At 48.1% G+C, this 21,206-nt stretch carries 26 protein-coding genes and 1 other annotated feature; of the genes, 2 read left to right on the top strand and 24 right to left on the bottom strand.

The window, feature by feature from the left end:
* Complete coding sequence (locus HP399_RS00660; RefSeq protein WP_173620752.1) at positions 1-1,017, top strand: CobW family GTP-binding protein; 1,017 nt, start codon at positions 1-3, stop codon at positions 1,015-1,017.
* Between the two features lie 55 nt (positions 1,018-1,072).
* On the opposite strand, the gene spoVG is transcribed toward HP399_RS00660, so the two are convergent.
* The 11 genes from spoVG to metG all read right to left on the bottom strand — a co-directional run bounded on the left by spoVG (position 1,073) and on the right by metG (position 10,604).
* Positions 1,073-1,360, bottom strand: a complete 288-nt coding sequence (gene spoVG / locus HP399_RS00655; RefSeq protein ID WP_007719936.1) for a septation regulator SpoVG — start codon at positions 1,358-1,360, stop codon at positions 1,073-1,075.
* Between the two features lie 190 nt (positions 1,361-1,550).
* Positions 1,551-1,931 carry a RidA family protein gene (locus tag HP399_RS00650; protein WP_007719935.1) on the bottom strand — a complete coding sequence of 127 codons (381 nt, stop codon included), beginning with the start codon at positions 1,929-1,931 and terminating at the stop codon, positions 1,551-1,553.
* A gap of 6 nt (positions 1,932-1,937) precedes the next feature.
* Positions 1,938-2,771: a pur operon repressor gene (purR, locus tag HP399_RS00645; protein ID WP_007719934.1), complete on the bottom strand. Its 834-nt coding sequence runs from the start codon at positions 2,769-2,771 to the stop codon at positions 1,938-1,940.
* A gap of 55 nt (positions 2,772-2,826) precedes the next feature.
* Positions 2,827-3,705, bottom strand: coding sequence for a 4-(cytidine 5'-diphospho)-2-C-methyl-D-erythritol kinase (ispE, locus tag HP399_RS00640; protein ID WP_048035565.1), 879 nt, complete (start codon positions 3,703-3,705; stop codon positions 2,827-2,829).
* Positions 3,706-3,919: 214 nt separating this feature from the next.
* A complete protein-coding gene (locus HP399_RS00635) occupies positions 3,920-4,099 on the bottom strand; it encodes a small, acid-soluble spore protein, alpha/beta type (protein ID WP_173620753.1) in 180 nt (59 codons plus the stop codon).
* A 117-nt stretch (positions 4,100-4,216) separates the two neighbouring features.
* Positions 4,217-4,489 carry a biofilm formation stimulator Veg gene (gene veg, locus HP399_RS00630; protein ID WP_005830485.1) on the bottom strand — a complete coding sequence of 91 codons (273 nt, stop codon included), beginning with the start codon at positions 4,487-4,489 and terminating at the stop codon, positions 4,217-4,219.
* A 216-nt stretch (positions 4,490-4,705) separates the two neighbouring features.
* Positions 4,706-5,599, bottom strand: a complete 894-nt coding sequence (gene rsmA, locus HP399_RS00625; protein WP_173620754.1) for a 16S rRNA (adenine(1518)-N(6)/adenine(1519)-N(6))-dimethyltransferase RsmA — start codon at positions 5,597-5,599, stop codon at positions 4,706-4,708.
* 3 nt (positions 5,600-5,602) lie between these two features.
* Positions 5,603-6,151, bottom strand: coding sequence for a ribonuclease M5 (gene rnmV, locus HP399_RS00620; protein ID WP_173620812.1), 549 nt, complete (start codon positions 6,149-6,151; stop codon positions 5,603-5,605).
* A 171-nt stretch (positions 6,152-6,322) separates the two neighbouring features.
* Positions 6,323-7,420, bottom strand: coding sequence for a resuscitation-promoting factor (locus HP399_RS00615; RefSeq protein WP_173620755.1), 1,098 nt, complete (start codon positions 7,418-7,420; stop codon positions 6,323-6,325).
* Positions 7,421-7,778: 358 nt separating this feature from the next.
* On the bottom strand, positions 7,779-8,549 hold the full coding sequence (locus HP399_RS00610; RefSeq protein WP_173620756.1) for a TatD family hydrolase: 771 nt from the start codon (positions 8,547-8,549) through the stop codon (positions 7,779-7,781).
* Positions 8,550-8,576: 27 nt separating this feature from the next.
* A complete protein-coding gene (gene metG, locus HP399_RS00605) occupies positions 8,577-10,604 on the bottom strand; it encodes a methionine--tRNA ligase (RefSeq protein WP_173620757.1) in 2,028 nt (675 codons plus the stop codon).
* 58 nt (positions 10,605-10,662) lie between these two features.
* Positions 10,663-10,917: a binding site (T-box leader), on the bottom strand.
* Between the two features lie 444 nt (positions 10,918-11,361).
* On the opposite strand from metG, the gene HP399_RS00600 reads away from it, so the two are divergent.
* On the top strand, positions 11,362-11,610 hold the full coding sequence (locus HP399_RS00600) for an AbrB/MazE/SpoVT family DNA-binding domain-containing protein (RefSeq protein ID WP_007719913.1): 249 nt from the start codon (positions 11,362-11,364) through the stop codon (positions 11,608-11,610).
* Between the two features lie 60 nt (positions 11,611-11,670).
* Here the strand turns inward: HP399_RS00600 and HP399_RS00595 are convergent, their stop codons facing one another.
* The 13 genes from HP399_RS00595 to HP399_RS00535 form a co-directional block, all read right to left on the bottom strand.
* Positions 11,671-12,321: a class I SAM-dependent methyltransferase gene (locus HP399_RS00595; protein WP_173620758.1), complete on the bottom strand. Its 651-nt coding sequence runs from the start codon at positions 12,319-12,321 to the stop codon at positions 11,671-11,673.
* A 128-nt stretch (positions 12,322-12,449) separates the two neighbouring features.
* Complete coding sequence (gene rsmI / locus HP399_RS00590) at positions 12,450-13,322, bottom strand: 16S rRNA (cytidine(1402)-2'-O)-methyltransferase (protein ID WP_173620759.1); 873 nt, start codon at positions 13,320-13,322, stop codon at positions 12,450-12,452.
* Positions 13,319-13,594 (bottom strand): GIY-YIG nuclease family protein, encoded by a 276-nt coding sequence (locus HP399_RS00585; RefSeq protein WP_007719905.1) that lies wholly within the window; start codon positions 13,592-13,594, stop codon positions 13,319-13,321. Before HP399_RS00585 ends, rsmI begins: the two co-directional genes overlap by 4 nt.
* Positions 13,569-14,336: a tRNA1(Val) (adenine(37)-N6)-methyltransferase gene (locus tag HP399_RS00580; protein WP_173620760.1), complete on the bottom strand. Its 768-nt coding sequence runs from the start codon at positions 14,334-14,336 to the stop codon at positions 13,569-13,571. The genes HP399_RS00585 and HP399_RS00580 overlap by 26 nt, the downstream gene beginning before the upstream one ends.
* A 108-nt stretch (positions 14,337-14,444) precedes the next feature.
* The gene (yabA, locus tag HP399_RS00575; RefSeq protein ID WP_007719903.1) at positions 14,445-14,816 is read right to left on the bottom strand and encodes a DNA replication initiation control protein YabA; all 372 of its coding nucleotides are present in this window, start codon (positions 14,814-14,816) and stop codon (positions 14,445-14,447) included.
* 28 nt (positions 14,817-14,844) lie between these two features.
* Positions 14,845-15,660 carry a PSP1 domain-containing protein gene (locus HP399_RS00570; RefSeq protein ID WP_012683857.1) on the bottom strand — a complete coding sequence of 272 codons (816 nt, stop codon included), beginning with the start codon at positions 15,658-15,660 and terminating at the stop codon, positions 14,845-14,847.
* A gap of 3 nt (positions 15,661-15,663) precedes the next feature.
* A complete protein-coding gene (gene holB / locus HP399_RS00565; RefSeq protein WP_047074446.1) occupies positions 15,664-16,644 on the bottom strand; it encodes a DNA polymerase III subunit delta' in 981 nt (326 codons plus the stop codon).
* Positions 16,645-16,660: 16 nt separating this feature from the next.
* Positions 16,661-17,107, bottom strand: a complete 447-nt coding sequence (locus HP399_RS00560; RefSeq protein ID WP_007719898.1) for a YaaR family protein — start codon at positions 17,105-17,107, stop codon at positions 16,661-16,663.
* 92 nt (positions 17,108-17,199) lie between these two features.
* Complete coding sequence (locus tag HP399_RS00555) at positions 17,200-17,529, bottom strand: cyclic-di-AMP receptor (protein ID WP_007719896.1); 330 nt, start codon at positions 17,527-17,529, stop codon at positions 17,200-17,202.
* Positions 17,530-17,662: 133 nt separating this feature from the next.
* The gene (gene tmk, locus HP399_RS00550; protein WP_017246923.1) at positions 17,663-18,304 is read right to left on the bottom strand and encodes a dTMP kinase; all 642 of its coding nucleotides are present in this window, start codon (positions 18,302-18,304) and stop codon (positions 17,663-17,665) included.
* A 39-nt stretch (positions 18,305-18,343) separates the two neighbouring features.
* Positions 18,344-19,816, bottom strand: a complete 1,473-nt coding sequence (locus tag HP399_RS00545; protein WP_173620761.1) for an aminotransferase class I/II-fold pyridoxal phosphate-dependent enzyme — start codon at positions 19,814-19,816, stop codon at positions 18,344-18,346.
* Positions 19,817-19,920: 104 nt separating this feature from the next.
* Positions 19,921-20,103 (bottom strand): sigma factor G inhibitor Gin, encoded by a 183-nt coding sequence (locus tag HP399_RS00540; RefSeq protein WP_007719893.1) that lies wholly within the window; start codon positions 20,101-20,103, stop codon positions 19,921-19,923.
* Positions 20,104-20,163: 60 nt separating this feature from the next.
* Entirely contained in the window at positions 20,164-21,153 is a 990-nt protein-coding gene (locus HP399_RS00535) for a hypothetical protein (RefSeq protein ID WP_173620762.1), read from the bottom strand.
* Positions 21,154-21,206: the final 53 nt, after the last annotated feature.

The raw sequence follows: 21,206 nt of genomic DNA, 5'->3' as shown, positions 1-21,206 counted from the left end.
ATGAGCGCAGAGGTATACTTGCTGACTGGGTATTTAGGAAGCGGAAAAACCACCCTTTTGCAAAAATGGCTGACTCATTTGCGCATCACAGACCAGAAAGTAGTCGTCTTGATGAATGAAATGGGGGAGGAAGATATTGACGGGGAACAATTGCAAGGCTTCGGCTTTCCTGTCAAAAAAATGCTCGATGGTTGCATATGCTGCTCGATCAAGGGCGAGCTGACGGAGGGCTTGAAAGATATTATGAACACCATTGCGCCAGACCGAATCCTCATCGAGACTACTGGCGTAGCCGATCCACTTGATGTCATCGATACGATTACCCATCCAGAGCTGTATGATCGACTGGAATTAAAAGGGACCATTAGTGTTGTCGACGCCTCTCGCTTTCTCGACCTCAACTCTCGATTCTCCTCGACTGCCACTCTGGTCAAAACGATTCGAAACCAAGTGCGTTACGCAGACCTGCTTCTTTTGAACAAAACCGATTTGACCAGCCCTGATGTCATAGAGCGGGTCCGTCAAAAGCTCAGTGAAATCAATCCGACTGCACCCATACACGCTACTGTTCAGGCAGAAATAGAAGTCTCCCGGCTTTTGTCTGTCAAACGCACCGCTCATGAGCGGCCGCTCGACAACGAGACAAACCGCCCCATTGCCGTACAGAAAAGCATCGGCCGAATGTCCACGATGGACAGGCTCAAGCAATCCCTTGGTCTAAAAACAAGCCAACCCTCTCTCTACAATAGTATCGAAACGTTTTCCTATGTATTCACCGGACCCGTAGACGCGAAAAAATTCGAGGACTTTCTATACGATCTCCCCAAAAACGTCTATCGGGCAAAAGGCTACGTCCAGTTCCACGGAAAGCCCGAGCTGATCTCGTTTCAACATACTGATAATCAGGTGCTCCTGTTCCCTTTTGAAAATTTCGGACCGAAAATGGTAGCTGTCTTCATCGGGGAAGGAATGGACCGAGAAATTATTTTGAACGATCTAAAAAAGTGTTATGGTTAACGGACGCCGAAGCACCCTGCCGTAAGTGACAGGGTGCTTTGAGTATAAGGACTTTTTAAGCACCAGCTTCGATAGTGCTTTCTTCCTCTTGACCTACGCGGTCGTATTCTGTGAGAACTGCTGCCTGAATCTTTTCACGGGTAGTCGAAGAAATCGGATGTGCAATATCACGGAATTCTCCATCTGGTGTACGCTTGCTCGGCATAGCTACAAACATACCATTGTTTCCGTCAATGACACGGATATCATGAACCACAAATTCATGGTCAATTGTAATGGATGCAATCGCTTTCATCCTACCATCCGTATTCACTCGACGAAGTCTTACGTCTGTTACTTCCATCTAGTTCACTCCCTTTATCTATGTAACGCGTTTAGGATTATTTCCACCCGCTGGGTAAATATTCCTGCTTATCATTATGCAATATTTGAAAAAATATATAAATATGTTTATATGTAATTTTTTGGAAACATTTTCTACAAGTACAAAAACAGCCCAATGCGCGTGGCATCAGGCTGTTTTCCATTTTTTTCTATTCGATATATGCTACGATTTCGATTTCGACTTTTACATCACGCGGCAGACGTGCCACTTCTACAGTGGAACGAGCTGGCTTGTGATCGCCAAAATATTGGCCGTACACTTCGTTCAGTTGACCAAAATCATTCATGTCCTTGATGAATACAGTCGCTTTCACTACATTCGTCAGGTTGCCACCGGCTTCTGCCAGTACCGCTTGAATGTTGGAAAAAACCTGATGGGTTTGCTCCACGACGTCACCTTCTACCAAAGTGCCGTCTGCACGCAGCGGAATTTGACCCGATGCAAAAAGAAATGGACCTACCTTTGCAGCTTGGCTGTAAGGACCAATAGCGGCAGGAGCCTTGTCAGTTGAAACAAAAGAGATTGCCATACCTATCTACTCCCCTCTATTTTCAAAAAAACTGCCCAGCTCTATTTCAATTTGCTTGCCCTTGAAGTCTACATCCTGCAGTTTTGCAAGCGATACATATTCATCTACCAAACGCTCAGAAACATCCGCTGTCGTTTCTACCAGTACGCCGCATCCTACTACGGTTGCACGGAATTCCTGCAACAGATCAATCATGCCCCGCAATGTCCCGCCAGCTTTCATAAAGTCGTCTACAATGAGGACGCGAGACTGCTCAGCCAAACCGCGGCGAGCGAGTGACATGGTTTGAATTCGTTTACTGGAACCCGATACATAGTTAATGCTCACTACTGAACCTTCCGTCACCTTGTTGTCACGGCGCACAATCACAACAGGCACATTCAAAAACATAGCCGTCGCATACGCAAGTGGAATCCCCTTTGTTTCCACTGTCATGACGACATCCACATTTTTATCCGCATAAGCGGTTGCAAAGAGCTTTCCGATCTTCGCCATCGTTTGTGGATTTCCGAGAATGTCGGACATGTACAAGTATCCACCTGGCAAAAGTCTCTCTGGATTAGCAAGTTGACCGATCAGTTCGCGCATGAAGTGAAGGGCCTCTTCCGTTTTGACCTGTGGAATATACTTCACTCCGCCTGCCGCTCCCGCCACCGTTTTCAACAAGCCTACCCCTTGGACTTCAAAAGCCTCTTTGATGATAGACAAGTCTTCACTGATGGATGATTTCGCTGCGCCGTATTGTTCCGCGAACAGAGTGAGAGGAGTCAGCGTATGGGGATGGGCGAGCAAGTGCTGCGTCATGTCAACCAGACGTGCACTTCTGCGCAATTTCTTCATGGCTCTTCCTCCAAAACCGAATATTATGCTGTTAATGTATCATTTCCATACGGGTTTATGCAAGTATTTCCCCATCTTGAGCGCCTAACATTCGGACAACAAACACATCTTTGACAAAACCTCGCAACGCGTTGTAAATCCGATGTACTTTCGCTTCCTTTTGCACAAGAGCAAACACAGTAGGGCCGCTGCCAGACATCAGGACACCATCTGCCCCCGAAGCGATCATGAGATCCTTGATCTGTTTTACTTGTGGATGGAGCGAGAGCGTGACGTTCTCCAACACATTCCCAAGAGATTGGCACATGAGTGAAAAGTCTTGGGTCGCGATGGCTTGCAGCATTTGTTTGGTATCGGGATGATTATCGATCTGGGCCACACGCAGGTTTCCGTATACATCCGGGGTAGATACTCCGATAGGCGGCTTGGCTAGAATGACCCAGCACGGCGCAGGCGCTCCCAGATGCGCAATCTGTTCACCACGCCCCGTCGCCAGCGCTGTTCCTCCATAAACGCAAAATGGCACATCAGAGCCAATTTCCGCGCCGATTTTAGCCAGCTCATCTCTGGTCAGCCCGAGATTCCACAATTGGTTCAAGCCGCGCAGTGTTGCTGCTGCATCACTGCTGCCACCTGCCAGTCCAGCCGCAACCGGAATTTGCTTGTCGATATACAAGTGTACGCCCTGGCGTACTTGAAATTTTTCTTTCATGAGCGTTGCCGCTTTATATGCGTGGTTACGGATATCATCCGGTACGAAGCTGGCAGAACAGTCCAGCGTTATCTCACCATCCTCGCGTAGAGTCATGTCCACACGATCTGCCAAGTCTACGGTTGTCATCACCATTTCTACTTCGTGATAACCGTCCGGCCGTTTGGCAAGCACGTCGAGAGTCAAATTTATTTTGGCCGGAGCTTTGACCGAGATACGCACGTAATTCACCTCTGCCTACTTTCTAAATTTCCTAGTCTCTTATTGTAGCATAGGCAAACTCTCCCATGCCACTTGATCAATTAAAAAGAATAGGATCGAGATCATTATGGGTATTTCGAAAATTCAGCTCTCTTTATAGAAAAAAGCCGGGATGCCCCGGCCTTGTCAACGAGTGTTTATATGGTGAGAAACGTCAGTACGATCAAACCAAACGCTACAATCGCTTAGCGGCTAATGCTTCCTCAGCAAGCTGAACAGCGCGCTTGACCATGTTACCCGCGTCCCGTGTCGTGATGCCTCCCCAACCCTCGGCTTTTACCGTATCGTAAAACCCAAGCTCTTTGGCCAGCTCCATCTTAAACTGCTCTGACATCATTCCTCGTCTGCGACCCATAGCACCCTCCTTCTCGTTGACAGGCTTAGTGTGCTCCATGCCGCTCTTTTTATTGCCTCAACCAAATGTTCAGAGCTTTTCGATATAAAAAACAAAACAGTAGAACCCAAAAGGGCTCTACTGTTGTACAAATGTGATGCGGATGTGCTCGTTTTCGCGGCACACCGTCAATTCTACTGTTTCCGTCAAGATGTCAGCATAGCTGTAAGATACCCGCTCAAAGAGTTGGTCGTCATCCAGCTTTACCACAAACACAGATGGGTAAGTTTCTTCGAGGATGCCACTACGTTCAACGGTTTTGCGGCGACCGCCATTAGCCTTCAGCAGGATGCGCTCACCAATGTGTCCGTCTAAACTACGTTTAATGTCAAGTAACGCGTTTCTTGCCATTGTTCCATCCACCTCGCTTACATCTATTATAACAGCTCACTTATATTTTGTCAAAGAAATAAAAAATTATAGCAACCCGGCAGATATTTTGTCAACGGGGTTTTTTTCATAAAAAACGTAGATATTTGTCAAAAGATATGCATAAAGGGCATAAATACACAAAAACCCCCATTCTTGGGTGATCTCGCCCAAAAATAAGGGGGTTGTCTACACGATTTACGTAATCAGTCCGCGGCGCATACCTTCGTTCGCTAGGCGGGCAAATTCGTCCAAACTGAGTGTTTCACCACGCCGAGTCGGATCGATCCCGATGTCAGTGAGCATCTGTATTACTTCATCCTTTTGGGTTTTAGGAAACAGTCCGTTCATTAGGTTGTTCAACAACGTCTTACGGCGCTGTGCAAACGAGCTGCGTACCACCCGGAAAAACACATCCTGGTCGTCTACATCCACTGGCGGACGATCTCTTACCTTTAAGCGAATCACTGCCGAGTCGACATTCGGACGCGGAATGAACACACTTGCAGGCACAATCATCGCTACTTCTGTGTCTGCATAGAATTGAGCTGCGACTGAAAGAGAGCCATAGTCTTTCGTTCCTGGTTTGGCTGCAATTCTCTCTGCCACTTCCTTTTGAATCATGACCACGATGTTTTCGAGAGGCAATCTCTCTTCTAGCAGCTTCATCAGGATTGGTGTCGTCACATAGTAAGGCAGATTCGCCACTACGCTCAGCTTTTCCACTCCTGTCATCTTTTCTTCTATTAACTTCTTCAAATCCAGCTCCAGTACGTCCCCATGAACAACTTCAATATTTTCATAGGGTGACAGCGTGTCCTGCAAAATAGGTAAAAGACGCTGGTCGATTTCGATCGCCATCACTTTTTTGGCTGCTCGTCCCAATTGCTCCGTCAGCGCACCGATACCGGGCCCAATTTCAATCGCTCCCTTGTCCTTGGTAAGGTCTGCCTCTGAAACAATGTTATGTAAAATATTGGTGTCTATTAGGAAGTTCTGGCCCAGACTCTTCTTAAAAGAAAAGCCGTACTTCTCCAATATTTCTTTTGTGCGCGTAGGTGTGGCAATATCCTTGCCCGCTATTTGGGTCATGGCTTACTCCCTCTCTTTGTTGATGGCCGTAATGGCCGCTTCGAATTCTTCTCGACTAATTTGGAAGGCATTGAGCCGCTGCAGCATTTGCTTGGCGTTGGCGTATCCGATCCCCAATGCTTCTCCCAGCTTAATTCTGCGTTCTTTGGCATCTACTCCGGACGTCAGGCCATTTTCCAACAGATCGTCAGAGGTAATCTCTCCAGCCGTTTCCGCCATTTCGGTACGTACTTCTGAGAGCGCACGAATAATCACATCAGGTGTCGCATTCTCGACGCCGATGTCGCCCTTTTTGGTCCCGTCCTCTTGGGTAATAAATGCATGCTTGCAGCCTGGAACTGACTTGCTGATAATTTTTCGGATGCGCTCCCCTTGATAATCGGGGTCTGTAAAAATAATAACACCGCGTTTTTGTTGCGCCAGCCTGATTTTTTCAATCGTTCTTTTATGAATGGCAGAACCGCCAGTTTCAATCGTATCGGCATTAACCGCACGCTTGATTGTTGCGGTATCGTCTCGACCTTCCACCACGATGACTTCCTTGATCTTCATCATGTGCTCCCACTTTCGTACAAAGTCGGTACGATACTAGTGTTCCAAAAAAAACCGTACCTCAAGCAAAAAATACATGAAACATTTGGTAAAACAGGATCGTCTAACTAACAAACAGCTTATCACAATAACCTTGGAGGAAACAGAAGAACAGGAGCAATCGCTCCTGTCCTAAGGCTTCTGTGGTCCAATGATATATACAGTTTTGTTTCGCTTGCGACCGAATTTCCTCGCCTCGGACTCCGTGCCTACGAATACGTCGATTTTGCCACCTTTCATGGCTCCACCCGTATCTTCAGCTCGACGATACCCAATACCTTCAATGTACACCCACCATCCATACGGAATGACTTTAGGATCTACAGCGATGGTGTGACCTGCCTTGGCTTTTACCCCTGTCGATGTGCGTCCATATCCCGGAGAGCTTGGGTGTTTGCCACCTCCCGAAGGAGTATATGCAGTCAGGGTAACCCCGTTCAGTACTTTTTTCGGCCTAAACACTTTTCCACCACGCGAGACCGGACCCGCTGCAGAAGCAACCAGGACCCGATCTGGTTGACCCTTTTTCTGCAACATTGGGATTGCGGTACCCATGGCTACGACATTATCTTTCTTCGGTACAAGTACATCTCTTTTGACCAGATCACGGGAGACTTCTTTTCCATCTTCCATGACTAGCTTATAGTGTGCAATTGCCTTACCTTCTTGCCCGCTCTGTAATACGCGGGTCTTACCTTTTTCCAGCGCTGGATCATTTTTGCGTATTTCTTGAAAGGTGACTCGCTCATCGACTTTTACCATTTTCTCAACAACCCGCTTTACGCTGATCGAGGAGTCCTTGGTAAGTGTAGCGGTCAATGCCGGTTCTACCCGGTCCTTCTCACCTAGCACGATGCCGCCGTCCTTCAACGCACCAGCAACATCACGACTAAGTGTCTCTATCGTTTTTTTCTGCCCGTCAACCTGGACTGGTATGGACCAGGTCGTATATAAAGTAATGAGTGCTCCGTCTGATAGCTTCGTCTCAGGTGTCGGTTGAAGGGAATCCTTTTCCGTTACCGTAATGTTCCTCTCGGTTAAGAACTGCTCAACGGTCTTGGCTTTTGTAGCGACCGTCTTGCTTTCTCCGTCCAACGAAAAAGTGACCTGTTTTGGCTGAGTAGCCTGGGCAGAGAAATAGCCAATCATGGGAACGAGCACAAGAGCAAGGCAGCCAAACATGACTAGCCCACGATTCTTATACCTTTCCCATATCGCGCGTAACTCCATTTCCCACACTCCTTTTCCTAGAAAAGCACAAGGCTCTTCTTGTCTAGCCAGGTAAGGGTCGATGTAATTGCACTAATATTCTGGAAGTGGCCGGTACTTCACAAGGTCGGCTTTGATTGTATTTCACTTTCCCGGCTTTGTCAAATTTACCCTCCCTTTTGGCTGAAGCGATAATGGTACCAGACTAGCAAAATATGCATGGCGAATGGTAGCAGAAACCTGTCGAGAAACCATGTCGGATGGACAATAATCGTTCGACACATTGTTCATCGTATGCGTCGACAAAATGGAGTAGAACCCGGTTAACTGACACAAAAAAACGGGAAATCACGTGATGAATCGTGATTTCCCGTTTTTATTAACCGTTCATGCGAAAAAGACGTCTAGCGTTGTCTGCGGTAATTTGTGCCATTTCCTCGTAAGACAAACCATGAATGTTCGCCATTTCCTCACAGACATAACGCACATATCCACTCTCATTTCGCTTTCCACGGAAAGGATGCGGAGTGAGATACGGGCAATCTGTCTCTATCAACAGCTTGTCTAGCGGTACCTTCGCTGCTACTTCTTTTGGCTGCTTGGCATTTTTGAATGTTAGCGGACCACCGAACGAAATATAAAAATTCATATCGAGTGCCTGCTTCGCTGTTTCCCAGCTGCCAGAGAAGCAGTGCATGATGCCGCCAACATCTGCTGCCTTCTCTTCCTTCAGGATCGTCAAAACGTCTTGGTGCGCATCGCGATTGTGGATGATGATCGGCATGTCGAGCTTGCGAGCCAGACGAATCTGCTTGCGGAATACCTCTGCCTGCACATCACGCGGCGACGTATCCCAGTAGTAGTCCAAGCCCATTTCACCCAATCCCACTACTTTCGGATCACGACTGAGTTCCTCGATCCATTCTAGGTGTTCGTCTGTCATGTCCTTGGCGTCTTGTGGATGCCAACCGATGACAGCGTAAATAAAGTCATACGCATGAGCCAAATCCATGCAGCTTGGAATTGTTTCAGCGTTGAATCCAATGTTCACAATCGTACTGACGCCATTTTCTTGCGCACGAGCAATGACCTCTGCACGATCTTCATCGAATTCCTTCGCATTTAGATGAGCATGGGTTTCAAATAACAAGATGGGTCCTTCCTTTCCTTGCCCTCGTTACTTCACGATTGCTCCGTTTGGCATACTTGGGTCAACAGTCGCAAGTGTCAACTGATCTCCTGCCGATGCTGCCAAGATCATCCCTTGAGACAGCTCACCGCGAAGCTTCACTGGCTTCAGGTTGGCTACGAGGATCACTTTTTTGCCGACCATATCTTCTGGGGAGTAGTATTTCGCGATACCAGAAACAACCTGGCGCTTCTCGTAGCCGAGATCCAATTGCAGAACCAACAGTTTGTCAGCATTTGGGTGCTTGGCACATTCCACTACCTGTGCGACGCGCAGCTCTACTTTCCCAAAATCGTCGATGCTGATTTCTTCTTTTGCATCAGCTGGTTTGTCCGTTGCTGCTTCTGTTTGGTTAGTGTTTGTTTCACTCACAGGTGCTTCCCCTTTCAAAGCTGCTTGCTTTTTCTTGTTTTCCTCCGCTTGGCGACGTGCCTCTGCTGTCGATTCGTCGATGAAAGCCAGTTCGGCTTGGACATCCAGACGAGGGAAGAGCAGTTCCTTGCGGCTAACGGTACTTCCAGCAGGCAATCCACCCCATACACTTGCAGATTCCCAGTTGGTTGCTTCTTCATTGCCCAAAATACCCAGTTGATCCCAAATTTTCGCTGGTGCTTTGGTCATGAACGGTTGGATCAGCACGGAGCTAATGCGGATGCTTTCCACCAAATTGTACATAACGGTTGCCAGACGACCTTTGGTTTCTTCGGTTTTTGCCAAATTCCAAGGCATGGTCTCGTCGATGTATTTGTTTGTGCGTCCCACCAGTTCCCAGATGTGAGCCAGTGCATTGGAGAAGCGCATTTCTTCCACGTGCTCTTCCACCAGCGCCTTCGTTTTCATCGCGAGGCCGATCAAGCTGTCATCCGGCTCTCCTGCATCTTGTGGAGCTGGAACGATACCATCGAAATATTTCTCAATCATCGTAGCGGAACGGCTCAGCAGGTTTCCAATATCATTAGCCAAGTCGTAGTTCAGACGCTGTACGAACGATTCTGGCGTGAAGATGCCATCCTGACCGAAGTTGATTTCACGAAGCAGGAAGTAGCGAACGCCGTCAGAACCGTAACGGTCGATCAAAACCTTCGGGTCAATGACATTGCCCTTGGATTTTGACATTTTTCCATCCGGCATCAGAAGCCAGCCATGACCAAAAATTTGTTTTGGCAACGGGATATCCAGTGCCATCAACAGGATTGGCCAGTAGATCGTATGGAAGCGCAAAATGTCTTTTCCAACCATATGAACATTGGCTGGCCAGAAGTTACGGTATTTGCTGTCGTCCTCGGACAAATAGCCGAGAGCAGAAATATAGTTCGTCAATGCATCGATCCATACGTAAATAACGTGCTCTGGATCGCTTGGCACCTTGATTCCCCAGTCAAATGTACTGCGGGATACGGACAAATCCTGGAGACCTGGCTTCAGGAAGTTGTTGATCATTTCGTTGCGGCGGCTCTCCGGTTGAATAAATTCAGGGTTTGCTTCGATGTGCGCAAGCAGTCTGTCCTGATACTTGGACATGCGGAAGAAGTAGTTTTTCTCCTTCACTTTTTTCACTTCGCGACCACAGTCTGGGCAAGCATACCCGTTGTCCGTTTTCGCTTGGGTTTCTGTCCAGAAAGCCTCGCAAGGTACACAATAGAAGCCCTCGTACTCGCCCAAATAAATATCACCTTGGTCGAGCAGGCGTTGGAACACTTTTTGTACGACCTCTTTATGACGAGGCTCTGTGGTACGGATGAAATCGTCATAAGAGATGTCCAGCTTTTGCCACAGATCCTTTACCCAATCGACAATCGGGTCAATGAATTCGAGCGGTTGTTTGCCTTCTTCGGCTGCACGCTCTTGGAGCTTTTGTCCATGCTCATCTGTCCCTGTCAGATAATACACATCATAGCCGCGCAAACGCTTATAACGAGCTAATGCATCACACGCGATTGTGGTGTAGGCGTTACCGATATGGAGTTTGTTACTTGGATAGTAGATCGGTGTTGTGATGTAATAAGTAGGTTTCATTGCAACTATTCCCCTCCTGTTTACGTTTATTAAAATAAGGAAAAGCCCACCCCAAAAAAATTGGGGCGAGCTCTATCTCGCGGTACCACCCAAACACTCCGTCCCCTCACGGAAAACGGACTTGGTGAGTCAAAACATGACTCTACCCGTAACGTGGGCTTACGTCACAAACTACTTGGTACGGTCTATGCCGTCACTGTTCATCTGCAAGACTCAGGGTCCATGTTCAGCTTGCTCACTTATACCGGTTCTCAGCTACCCCGGCTCTCTGAAATAAGAATGATCGGCTTACTCTTCCCATCATGGTCGTTTGCTATCATTTGCTTTATTTATCCTCTATTGTACACGACCAACCTGTTTTGTAAACATCCTCGGCAAGCCCATTTTCCTGAGGAATTTTATCGCTCGCTTCACACCAACTTTACAAAATACAAGAAGAAAAGAGAAAACTTGGAGTTTTTGTCGAATCGACATGTTGGGATTCGACATTCGTCGACTTATTCGACACCCAATTCTTCCAGTAAATTTTATCCATAAAAACTTCCATATCGCTTCCAACACTTTGAGAAACACCGATATAACAGCGTTTTCGATTTGAAAAAACATTTTACTTTTCAAGGAATTGTCAAAATCATGTTGACACCTTTGGGAATGGCTGGTATGATTATTCCAACAGAAAATGTCGAATATTGACGATAAATGATGAGCGTATAACAATAGCATCGACATATACAGATTTTGGGAGGAGATTTTAACTATGATGAAATCAACCGGTATCGTTCGCAAAGTAGATGAATTGGGTCGTGTTGTTATTCCAATCGAATTGCGCCGCACTCTGGGTATCGCTGAGAAAGATGCTTTGGAAATCTACGTTGACGGAGAGCGCATCATCCTGAAAAAGTATGAGCCTGCATGTATCTTCTGTGGAAACGCTGACAAAGTATCTCACTTTAAAGGTAAAATTGTGTGCCAAGATTGCCTGACAGAAATGCCTGTTAAACGCTAATATCATTTGATTACATAAACATGCCTTTGTGGGACGAGCCTCACAAAGGCTATTTGTTTGCTATTTTTTCTTCAACAGCGCTCGGAAGAAGAACAGCCTAGGCGCATACAAATCAGAATAGACCACATCTGCTGGCATTTCAAAGGATACATCGCCAGAAAACTGTAGCCCAACCTCTGTCAAAACTTGTTGCAGTCGAGCTAAATTGATCAGTGGGTAATCAAAAGTGAGTACGAGCTGCCCATCGTCTTTTAACACTCTGTGAAATTCGCGAAATGCTTGCATCATAATCGGGTCTTCGAGATGCTCGAGAACAGAGATGCAAAATACAGTATCAAACTTTTGATTCGAGTATGGCAAGTAGGTCAAATTGGCTCGACAATAATGAATACCGTCAAAATAATGCGCAGGCAAGCTGTCTGCTACCCTTTTCCCAAATACGTCCACAATATCTTGATAGATCGCTTCCTTAGATAGTATCCGATTATCGAGATCACAAGCGTGTACTTCTCGACAATGATCAGCCAAATAAAATTTGAATGGGTGGCATATCCCGCTTGCCGAATCAAGCACAACGTCATTCGGATTGGCAAACTGTTTGGCCCATGCATATTCGTACGGTCTACTGTTCCATGTAACCGGCAGCGTAAATATGAAGTGATCGTCTTTTTCGTCTGTATTCACAATAAAACGAGAATCACGAATACTCACTGCTGATCCCCCTTCCATTCCTTCCGAAAGCACCGGCAGCGCCCCTTACCATCGTATTCACGTACCCGTCGAGATGACGAAAAGAAAAAAGCCGACCGTATCGGCCAGCTTCGCTCATTCCTTACCTTCTATTCACGATGATATTCGTTGTAAACATCTCGTTTGGATACGTTTCGATCATCGGCTGCTTGCTTGATGGCTTCCTTTTTCCCCATGCCTTGTGCACAGTAATGATCCACGTGCTCCACGATACTCAGCGATTGCCACCATGTATCATCGACTTCCGCTTCCAACGGCCCTGTGTTCCCTTCGACAATGACACAAAACTCACCGCGCACCTCGCCGCTTCTGAGCCATTCCAGCAGCTCATCCAATGTCCCGCGCGCAAATTCTTCGTAGCGCTTTGTCAGCTCTCTCGCCAGGACAGCTCGCCGATTCCCCCACGCTTCCCGCATGGCAGCAAGCGTCTTTTCCACTCGATGGGGAGCTTCATAAAAAATCAGCGTTTCTGGATATCGCTTCAGTCGTTCCAGCTCTTCGCGTCTTTCTTTGTTTTCGCGTCCCATAAATCCGCAAAATAGGAAGCGATCTGTAGGAAGACCAGAAGCAATCAAAGCTGTCAATGCCGCATTGGCACCTGGAACGGGGATGACAGAAAATCCCGCTGCGGTCGCATCTCGTACTAGCTCAGCACCCGGGTCGGAAATTGCTGGCAAGCCAGCGTCGCTTACCAAGGCAATTTTCTTGCCCTCGGCAAGCCACTGCAACAGCCCATTTCCACTTGCTTCTTTATTATGCTCGTGATAGCTGACCGTACGTTTTTCGATTTGAAAATGATTCAGCAGCTTTCTCGTCTGGCGCGTATCTTCACACGCGATGACATCGACTTCACGCAACGTATTTAGACACCGCACCGTGATATCATCGAGATTGCCAATGGGTGTAGCCACCAAATAAAGGACTCCTGCTTCTTCTGACGCAAAACTGCGTTGCACATTCATTCGGAGGCCCCTCCAATCAATTCTTCTTTTTTCTTGCGCGTTAATCGTTTGATGCTCTCTTCACGCTTGAGACCCCAGGAACGATCTGCTCCTTCTTCCCAATAGAGCAACTCCACTGGCCCGCGTCCTCTCGTGTACTTGGCACCTTTTCCTTCATTATGAGCAGCCAAGCGACGGATCAGCTCTGTCGTATATCCGGTGTAGAGTGTCCCATCCGCACAGGAGAGGATGTAGACATAGTGACTCTTACTCGAGGGAATCTCGTCTGCCATAATAGATTTCCTGTAGTTCTTCACAGTATTGCTCTCCATTTTCATACACAATCAGCGGCGGCTGAATTCTCAGCTCCGGCTTTCCACCCCTTATTCCCTCGATCAGAACCATATTCGGCTCTGCTTCCCTACGCGGATAAACCAGACGCATCCGTTTCGGCTCGATGCCATATTGGCGCATAAGCGAAACGATGTCAATCAAACGTGTGGATCGATGCACGAGCGCCAGCTTCCCGCCGTTTTTTAGCAACTGGCTCCCCACGCGAATGACATCCTCCAAGGACAGCATAATCTCATGACGGGCGATCGCAAAGTGCTCGCTGATGTTTTTCTCCCCACTGGTCGCAGGCATATACGGCGGATTGCACGTGATCAAATCGAAATTCCCGTGCCCAAACAACGACACCGCATCCTTCACATCGCCATGATGCATCGTAATTCGTTCGTTCAAACCATTCAATGTCACATTGCGGCTTGCCATACTGAACAAACGATCTTGAATTTCGATCCCATCAAAACTGGCTTCTGGCGTACGCGTGGTCATAATGAGCGGTATAGCTCCATTGCCCGTGCACATATCCAATACTTTTCCGCGCTTTGGCACCGATGCGAATCGCGCCAAAAGAACCGCGTCCATCGAGAAGCAAAAAACTTCGTGGCTTTGGATTATTTTCATTTCATGTGTCAATAAATCATCGATGCGCTCGGTTTCGTAAAGCGGCACGTTGGTGACAGGTTCCATCTACGGCTCGTACTCCCTTTTGTTCTTGTCTTATTATTCCTATCCGGAAAAAAGCGACCTGACACGTGGCCCAGGTCGCTTTTTCATGTGGTGCTGGTTACTCACCGCTTATTTTTGAGGGCCGCCGCTCAGGAATGAGAGACAGAACAGGCAATCCCCTTCTTTTCGCAGGCTGCCGAAATGCACATTGCAGATATGAAATCCTTCCGCGTACAAACGAGCGAGATTGTCATATCCTTCTCCAACCACTGCCTTTTTGGCTTTTTCCTTCGCGACAGGGCTTGTTCCCTTTTGTTTTGCTTGGGAGCCGGTCTTTTTCCTGTCTAGTCGGGTGCGAAGGTGCTGGTTTTCAACGAGTAATTGGGCGTTTTCCTCCATCAAAACAACGATGACGTCTTTCAGTTCACCAATTTCTTTATAAAGGTCACCAATACGTTCTTCAATACTCGCCATCTTGACGAAGATTTCCCGTTTGTCCACTAGCTCACCTCTCCCCTACCCCCACGCTTTATTCAAAGGTGGGGAGACCTATCGCAATCTCATCCAATCCGAATTCGGTGACACGTTTGTCGATTGAAAGCTCTACTTGGACAGATTGATCAAGTACGTTTACGGAAACGACTCGTCCATTCCCCATCGGGGTGGTGACCAATTTGCCGACGTCCGGCATCTCATCCTTCGAGCTTTCATAGTTGTCGTTCTCGTATTTTAAACAGCACATCAACCGGCCACACAGACCAGAGATTTTAGCTGGATTCAACGAAAGATTTTGGTCCTTGGCCATTTTGATCGAGACAGGCTCGAAATCGCCGAGGAACGTCGAACAGCAAAGCAACCTGCCACAAGGCCCGATCCCGCCGAGCATTTTGGCTTCGTCACGCACACCGATCTGGCGAAGCTCAATTCGGGTACGGAATACGGAGGCGAGGTCTTTTACCAGCTCACGGAAATCAACCCTACCGTCAGCGGTAAAATAAAAGATAATCTTGTTGCGGTCAAACGTGTATTCCACATCGACCAGCTTCATATCGAGCTTGTGCTCTTTGATCTTCGTCTGACATACAGCAAAAGCATTCTTGGCGGCTTGCTTGTTTTCATCCACCTGTTTTGCATCTCGCTCGTCTGCCATCCGAATGACCTTTTTCAGCGGCAATACGACATCAGACTCAGCCACTTCTTTTTTGCCAATGACGACCTTGCCAAATTCGACCCCTCGCGCCGTTTCAACGATGACGGTGCAGTCTTGCTCAATCGGCAGTCGGTCAGGGTCGAAGTAATATATTTTGCCCGCTTTCTTAAAGCGGACCCCAACAACCTCGTACAAGGGTTATCCCTCCTGGAATTGAAGAACCAACCGCTCAAGAGCCAACTGTGCGTTGGCATTTCGCTCTATCCGATTTTTCGTCTCCATGACCAAATCTATCCCACGCAAGAGCTCAGCTTTTGTCCATACCAGTGCTTGTCCTTGCAGCACATCCTGTTGGTCGCTGTTAATGAGATGGGCATGCCTGCCTACTTGCAAATACAGGATATCGCGCAGCCAAAGGATGAGCAAATCTAAAAAGAGGGGTAGTTCCTCTTTACTTTTGTCGCTCTTTTGCAACATATCATGGATCGTTAAGAGTGCAGATGAATTGCGCTGTTTGCACTCCTGCACCAATTGTATCACTAGATTTCTTAGCTGTGCAAACGATTCTGATTGGCTGAGTGTCATGGCTTCTTCCACATTTGTCGTAATGTGGGAAGCAACCTGCGCCATTCCCGCCAAAACGCCCTCTGCACGCAACTTTTCCGCAATCGATTCTGCAGAAAGTGGTGAAAATTGAACGATTTGGCATCGAGATAAAATCGTAGGAAGAATCGCATGGCTATGCTCTGTTAAAAGCAGGGCCAGTACACCAGCGGGCGGTTCCTCCAGAAACTTGAGCAGACTGTTGGCAGCCTGTGTCGTCATTTTATCGACGTGCTCGATGATATATACCTTGCGTGATGACTCGACGGCGCGCATCGCCATTTCTTTTTGCAGCGAACGGATCTGGTCGATTTTAATCGAAGCCCCATCAGGCGTAATAAACAACACATCCGGGTGATTACCACCCTCTATGCGCCTGCATGTAACACAGGCCCCGCAGGCGTCTGCCTCCCTTTCCGAACAAAAAAGGGACTTCGCCAGATGCAGGGCCATCTGCTTTTTACCTGAACCTTTGGGACCCGCCAGCAAGTAGGCGTGTGCCAGTCGTTCGTTGCGCAAACTATGATACAGCAGTTCCTGTGCTCGTGGCTGCTGAGAAAAACGGGTCCATGTCATGATGGTTTCACACCCACTAAAAATACAAATTGATCAACATGCCGCGGATTTCGCCAATCCTAGCTAACAAATCAATCGTTGGTGCCTGCTCGCTCAAGAGCTCATCTGTCAGTTTGAGCAGCTCTGCATCCACCTCTTTGACGATTTTGTACAGCCTACTGCGACCACGTCGATTCATTCCTCGTCTATCGTCTAAGGCAATACCGAACTTCACAGCCTCTTCCATGAACTGCTTGACGAGATTTTTATAAGCATAGAAGTCACGAACGGCGCGGGAACGAGCAAGAATCTGTCCCTGCCTGTCTATGTCTGTCAGTAGCCGGGTAAGCTTCTCCTGAGACATACGTTCGTCTTCTCCTTGAATCATCGTGCCAAAATTCAGCTTTTCCAGTTGAGGATTCTTGCGTGAATCCGTCGTTTTAATCAAGTCCAGTTTAGGCCGTAACCCATCACTGATTTTCATATCGCCACCTCCGTCGCCCGATCCAATACAGGGTTTATCCCCGTGAGATCAAGTATATACGAAAGTTACGAAAAAAGAGAGAAGGAACCACGTTAAAATGAGTGGAACTCTCCGACATCCAATACGAATACTGCCGCACCACCCACCTGTACTTCCAGCGGATATGGCATGAATGAGTCTACAGCATTACTGAGTGGAGAGACGGGAGTGACCATTTGTTTGCGGGATTTGCAATTATGCGCAATGATGTCGATTACTTCCGGCACGCTTTCGTCAGACGTACCGATCAAAAAAGTTGTGTTACCGGCGCGTAAAAAGCTACCCGTACTAGCCAGCTTCGTAGCACGAAAACCTTTTTTCACCAGTTGTTGAGACAGACGACCACTATCTTTATCTTGGACGACCGCAACTACCATTTTCATCGGCTATCACCCTTTCTCCCATGATCAATTCCCAATTTGACTTCTTCATTGTATGAAAAACACGTAGGCTTGGTACGTTATTTCGCTTAAACATATTATACAGCATGTACATCATTCTGCGGTACAGGGAACCTTATAATCTGTCTAGCAGTGCCTGTAGAGCAGATTGATATACATGTTCCATCGGCTGCTCGGCATCAATGACGACAAAGCGCTCTGGGTCGCGTTCCATAACCAGCTGATACCCTTCCCGAACAAGCTCATGGAAACGCATCCCTTCCAGATCGAGACGATTCACTTCGCGCCCACGGGAGGCATTAATCCGCGCCAATCCGATTTCGGGCTGTACATCAAAGAACAAGGTCAATTCCGGCATGCAGTCACCGACAGCAAATCGGTTAATCTGGTAGACAGCATCAATGCCCAATCCCCGCGCATGTCCTTGATAGGCGAGACTACTGTCGATAAAACGGTCGCATAGTACCAGCTTGCCCTCTGCCAAAGCAGGTAACACCTTTTCCGCCAAATGCTGGCCACGTGCTGCCGCATACAAGAGAGCCTCCGTTCTTTCATCCATCTGCGTGTGGGCCGGATTCAAAATAATTTCCCGGATTTTTTCAGCAATATCAATTCCACCGGGCTCACGAGTCAAAAGTACATCGACTCCCCGCGCCTTCAGCTCTTCGTACAGCTTGGCGATGACGGTAGATTTCCCGGCCCCTTCTCCGCCTTCTATCGTAATAAATCGGCCTTTCTTTCCTGTTGCCACTTCCATACTCCTTCCACCCCTGTTGTAGCAGGCCAGTTGCTTAGATTATCGTAAAACCTGTATCGTTTGTAGCTGGTCGTCCTGTACGCCATGGAATCGCGTTTGTCCTCTCGCCAATTCCTTCAACATCGCCAGACTTTCATCATCGATCCGCTCGCCTGGCACCAGCACCGGAATCCCTGGCGGATATGGAATCACCATCTCTGCCACAATTCGTCCCAGAGCCTGCTCCAAAAGAATCGACTCCCTCGGGCAGTCAACGGCTTCATGCATCGGCAATGCCTGCTCGCGCAAATAATGGGAAGATACGACTCCCGTCAAAAGTATGCGTTCCTCCCCCGGTTCTACTTGTGGCGCCATCGATTCAAGCAGTTTCCACAAGGCGTCCAGGTCACGGGAGGATGTTCCTGTGGAGGCTGCGAGGAGTACATGAGAGTCATCCGCCAGCTCCGAGAAAATCCCGTGCTTTTCCATCCATTTCTGCAACTCAAACCCACTGAATTGGGCCGTTCGCAAATGGAAAAACAGCTTCAACGGGTCAAGCGTAGCGTATACGCTGTTCGTGGACAGTCGCGGCCAATTCAGCCACTCCAGTCGATCGAGTCGCTCCCGAAACTTGTCCAAAAGCGGCAACAACCTGTTCCACTCTTCGGTCGCCGCAAGCGCCAGATGACGCCTGGCTACATCGAGTGAGGCCATTAGCACATACGATGGACTGGAAGACTGAAGCATGGCGAGATGACGGAACAACCGTTCACGATCAATCCGCTCTCCCTGAATATGCAGCATCGAGGACATCGTCATCGCCGTTCCCATTTTGTGTGTCGATTGGACCGAAGCATCCGCACCTTCCTGCATAGCAGAACGCGGAAAGGCAGGATGGAACCCGTAGTGGGCACCGTGAGCTTCGTCTATCAAAAGCGGTACGTCAAACCGATGGACAGTAGCCGCCATTTTCGCCATATCGATACCCATTCCATAATAGGTCGGATTCGTCAAAAAAACTGCCTTGGCATCGGGGTGTGCAAGCAGCGCACGCTCTACATCTTCGCGCCTTACACCCGCAGCGACTCCTGTTGCCAAATCGACGGCAGGTACTAAAAAGATCGGGGTTGCTCTCGCCATCATAATGCCGTTGAATACAGACTTATGGCAATTACGTTGTACGAGAATCTTATCGCCCGGTCTGCATACCGTCATGATGAGGGCGATATTTCCTACTGTACTGCCTCCGATCAAAAACTTGGTCTGTTCCGCATGGAAGGCTTGCGCCGCCAAAGCCTGTGCTTCTGCAATGACACCTTGTGGCTGATGCAGGTCATCTGTCCCGCTAATTTCCGTTACGTCCAACTCCAAGATGTCTTGAAAGCGATTTTTGGCATGGTTGTCAAAGCTGTGGCCCATTTTATGTCCTGGCACATGAAACGGATGCGGCCGATGCTTGGCGTGCCGTTCAAGCTGTTCATAAAGGGGCGCACGCTTTTGTCGCTCCCGAAATTCAACATCTCTCTCCAACACGCGCGACTCACGTCCTTTATTTTTATTCCCCTATTTTAGCATGATTTGGACATGCATGAGTCCAGCAAAAAAAAGACACCGGAATGCACCGATGCCTTCTTTCTTCACGCATCTTTTCGCAACCAAATGCGTCTCATCTGATGAATAAAAAATGGATACTTTTCATCCTGTACATCGGTATTGACCATTTCCTGTTCGCACCGCTGACAGATAAACTGCTCACAAATGGCGATTCCGTCATTCTGCTCTTGTTCACAGACGATACATCGCTGAGCAACTTTTTCCATAGTGAAAACGCCTGCCCTTTTCCTCAATATATCAACCATTATACCCCATTATAATCAGCATCATTCCCAAACGTTCGTGTTTTCGCCGATAGCTCGGTAGGCTTGGAAATAGGACTGGGCTTCCTGCACAGGGAAACAAGCTGCCGCATCAATGACGTAGGACTGCCTCATAACGTTAACCAGCTCGGGTACCGGCAGTTCAGCAATGGTCGTACCCGCAGCATTTCCGATCACGAGCAAATCTGCATCCTTTACAGCATCTTGCCACGAATCGTACAGCATCCAACCCGTCATCCTTTTGTTCGGAATTGCCTTGTCCTCCCCCGTGTACACCGCAACGTCTTTTTCAGCCAACCAGTCAGAAGACATATGCTCCCATAACGAGTCCTTTCCCCAAAGTACGATCCGCTGTATATTCGCTTTTTGTAGAACGAGCCTACATTCTTTTTCGAGCCATCGAACAATGAGGGAAGAGTCTTGGCGGGAAGGGTAGAGCCAGCCCTGACCGACTCGTTTATCCATACCGAGCGCGCGACTAACTTGCAGCAAAGAAATCCCTTTCTCATCGCAGCTGGCACCAAGTTCAATGTAAAACTGCTCCTTCCACGCCAAATAGCGCGGTAATTGCCGAAGCGCTTCATCCACTTCGCGCATCCCGCAAACCATCGTCACCAGTGAATAGCGAGCGAGCTGCTTACAGAGGAACCGCATCCACCTCCCATTGGATTCCCCTCCAAGCAAAGCACGATCGTGCGTAAATAACGCCATGCGAATGACCTCATGCTCTCCGTTGTGCTTGTATTGGGTATGTAAAGTATTCGCCCAGTCGTATGGCACGTCACTACCATAGACAAGTGTGAGCCATGGCTCCGTTCCCAGCTGTTGCATCCTTTCCTGCAAAAGCTTGCCATCACTCTCTTTTGTCAGCAGAAATCCATTAGCGACTTCATCTGAGAAATCTGTTTGGTAAACAGTCAGCTCAATCCCACACGCTCCAAGCTCATTGCCGCATCTGGCTACGACCTCCTCTGAAATGACCCATAGCCTCACGCTTCCCTTCCCTCCTCATCACGCCCTACCGAATCGGTTTCCATATCATTCCT

Origin of the sequence: Brevibacillus sp. DP1.3A, assembly GCF_013284245.2 — a bacterium.
GTDB lineage: Bacteria > Bacillota > Bacilli > Brevibacillales > Brevibacillaceae > Brevibacillus.
Note: the sequence above shows the minus strand (reverse complement) of the source record. Positions and strands in the feature narration are given on the sequence as shown.

Excerpts from the sequence above, each read along its gene's own strand:
- HP399_RS00615 (WP_173620755.1), bottom strand. The coding sequence starts at position 7,420 with ATGGAGTTACGCGCGATATGGGAAAGGTATAAGAATCGTGGGCTAGTC.
- rsmI (WP_173620759.1), bottom strand. The coding sequence starts at position 13,322 with ATGAATGTGCAACGCAGTTTTGCGTCAGAAGAAGCAGGAGTCCTTTAT.
- HP399_RS00650 (WP_007719935.1), bottom strand. The coding sequence starts at position 1,931 with ATGGCAATCTCTTTTGTTTCAACTGACAAGGCTCCTGCCGCTATTGGT.
- holB (WP_047074446.1), bottom strand. The coding sequence starts at position 16,644 with ATGACATGGACCCGTTTTTCTCAGCAGCCACGAGCACAGGAACTGCTG.
- HP399_RS00585 (WP_007719905.1), bottom strand. The coding sequence starts at position 13,594 with ATGGCAGACGAGATTCCCTCGAGTAAGAGTCACTATGTCTACATCCTC.
- tmk (WP_017246923.1), bottom strand. The coding sequence starts at position 18,304 with ATGGAAGTGGCAACAGGAAAGAAAGGCCGATTTATTACGATAGAAGGC.
- metG (WP_173620757.1), bottom strand. The coding sequence starts at position 10,604 with ATGAAACCTACTTATTACATCACAACACCGATCTACTATCCAAGTAAC.
- HP399_RS00600 (WP_007719913.1), top strand. The coding sequence starts at position 11,362 with ATGATGAAATCAACCGGTATCGTTCGCAAAGTAGATGAATTGGGTCGT.
- HP399_RS00580 (WP_173620760.1), bottom strand. The coding sequence starts at position 14,336 with ATGGAACCTGTCACCAACGTGCCGCTTTACGAAACCGAGCGCATCGAT.
- HP399_RS00540 (WP_007719893.1), bottom strand. The coding sequence starts at position 20,103 with ATGGAAAAAGTTGCTCAGCGATGTATCGTCTGTGAACAAGAGCAGAAT.
- rsmA (WP_173620754.1), bottom strand. The coding sequence starts at position 5,599 with ATGACCCAAATAGCGGGCAAGGATATTGCCACACCTACGCGCACAAAA.
- HP399_RS00660 (WP_173620752.1), top strand. The coding sequence starts at position 1 with ATGAGCGCAGAGGTATACTTGCTGACTGGGTATTTAGGAAGCGGAAAA.
- spoVG (WP_007719936.1), bottom strand. The coding sequence starts at position 1,360 with ATGGAAGTAACAGACGTAAGACTTCGTCGAGTGAATACGGATGGTAGG.
- HP399_RS00560 (WP_007719898.1), bottom strand. The coding sequence starts at position 17,107 with ATGAAAATCAGTGATGGGTTACGGCCTAAACTGGACTTGATTAAAACG.
- HP399_RS00635 (WP_173620753.1), bottom strand. The coding sequence starts at position 4,099 with ATGGGTCGCAGACGAGGAATGATGTCAGAGCAGTTTAAGATGGAGCTG.
- HP399_RS00555 (WP_007719896.1), bottom strand. The coding sequence starts at position 17,529 with ATGAAAATGGTAGTTGCGGTCGTCCAAGATAAAGATAGTGGTCGTCTG.
- purR (WP_007719934.1), bottom strand. The coding sequence starts at position 2,771 with ATGAAGAAATTGCGCAGAAGTGCACGTCTGGTTGACATGACGCAGCAC.
- rnmV (WP_173620812.1), bottom strand. The coding sequence starts at position 6,151 with ATGAAGATCAAGGAAGTCATCGTGGTGGAAGGTCGAGACGATACCGCA.
- veg (WP_005830485.1), bottom strand. The coding sequence starts at position 4,489 with ATGGCAAGAAACGCGTTACTTGACATTAAACGTAGTTTAGACGGACAC.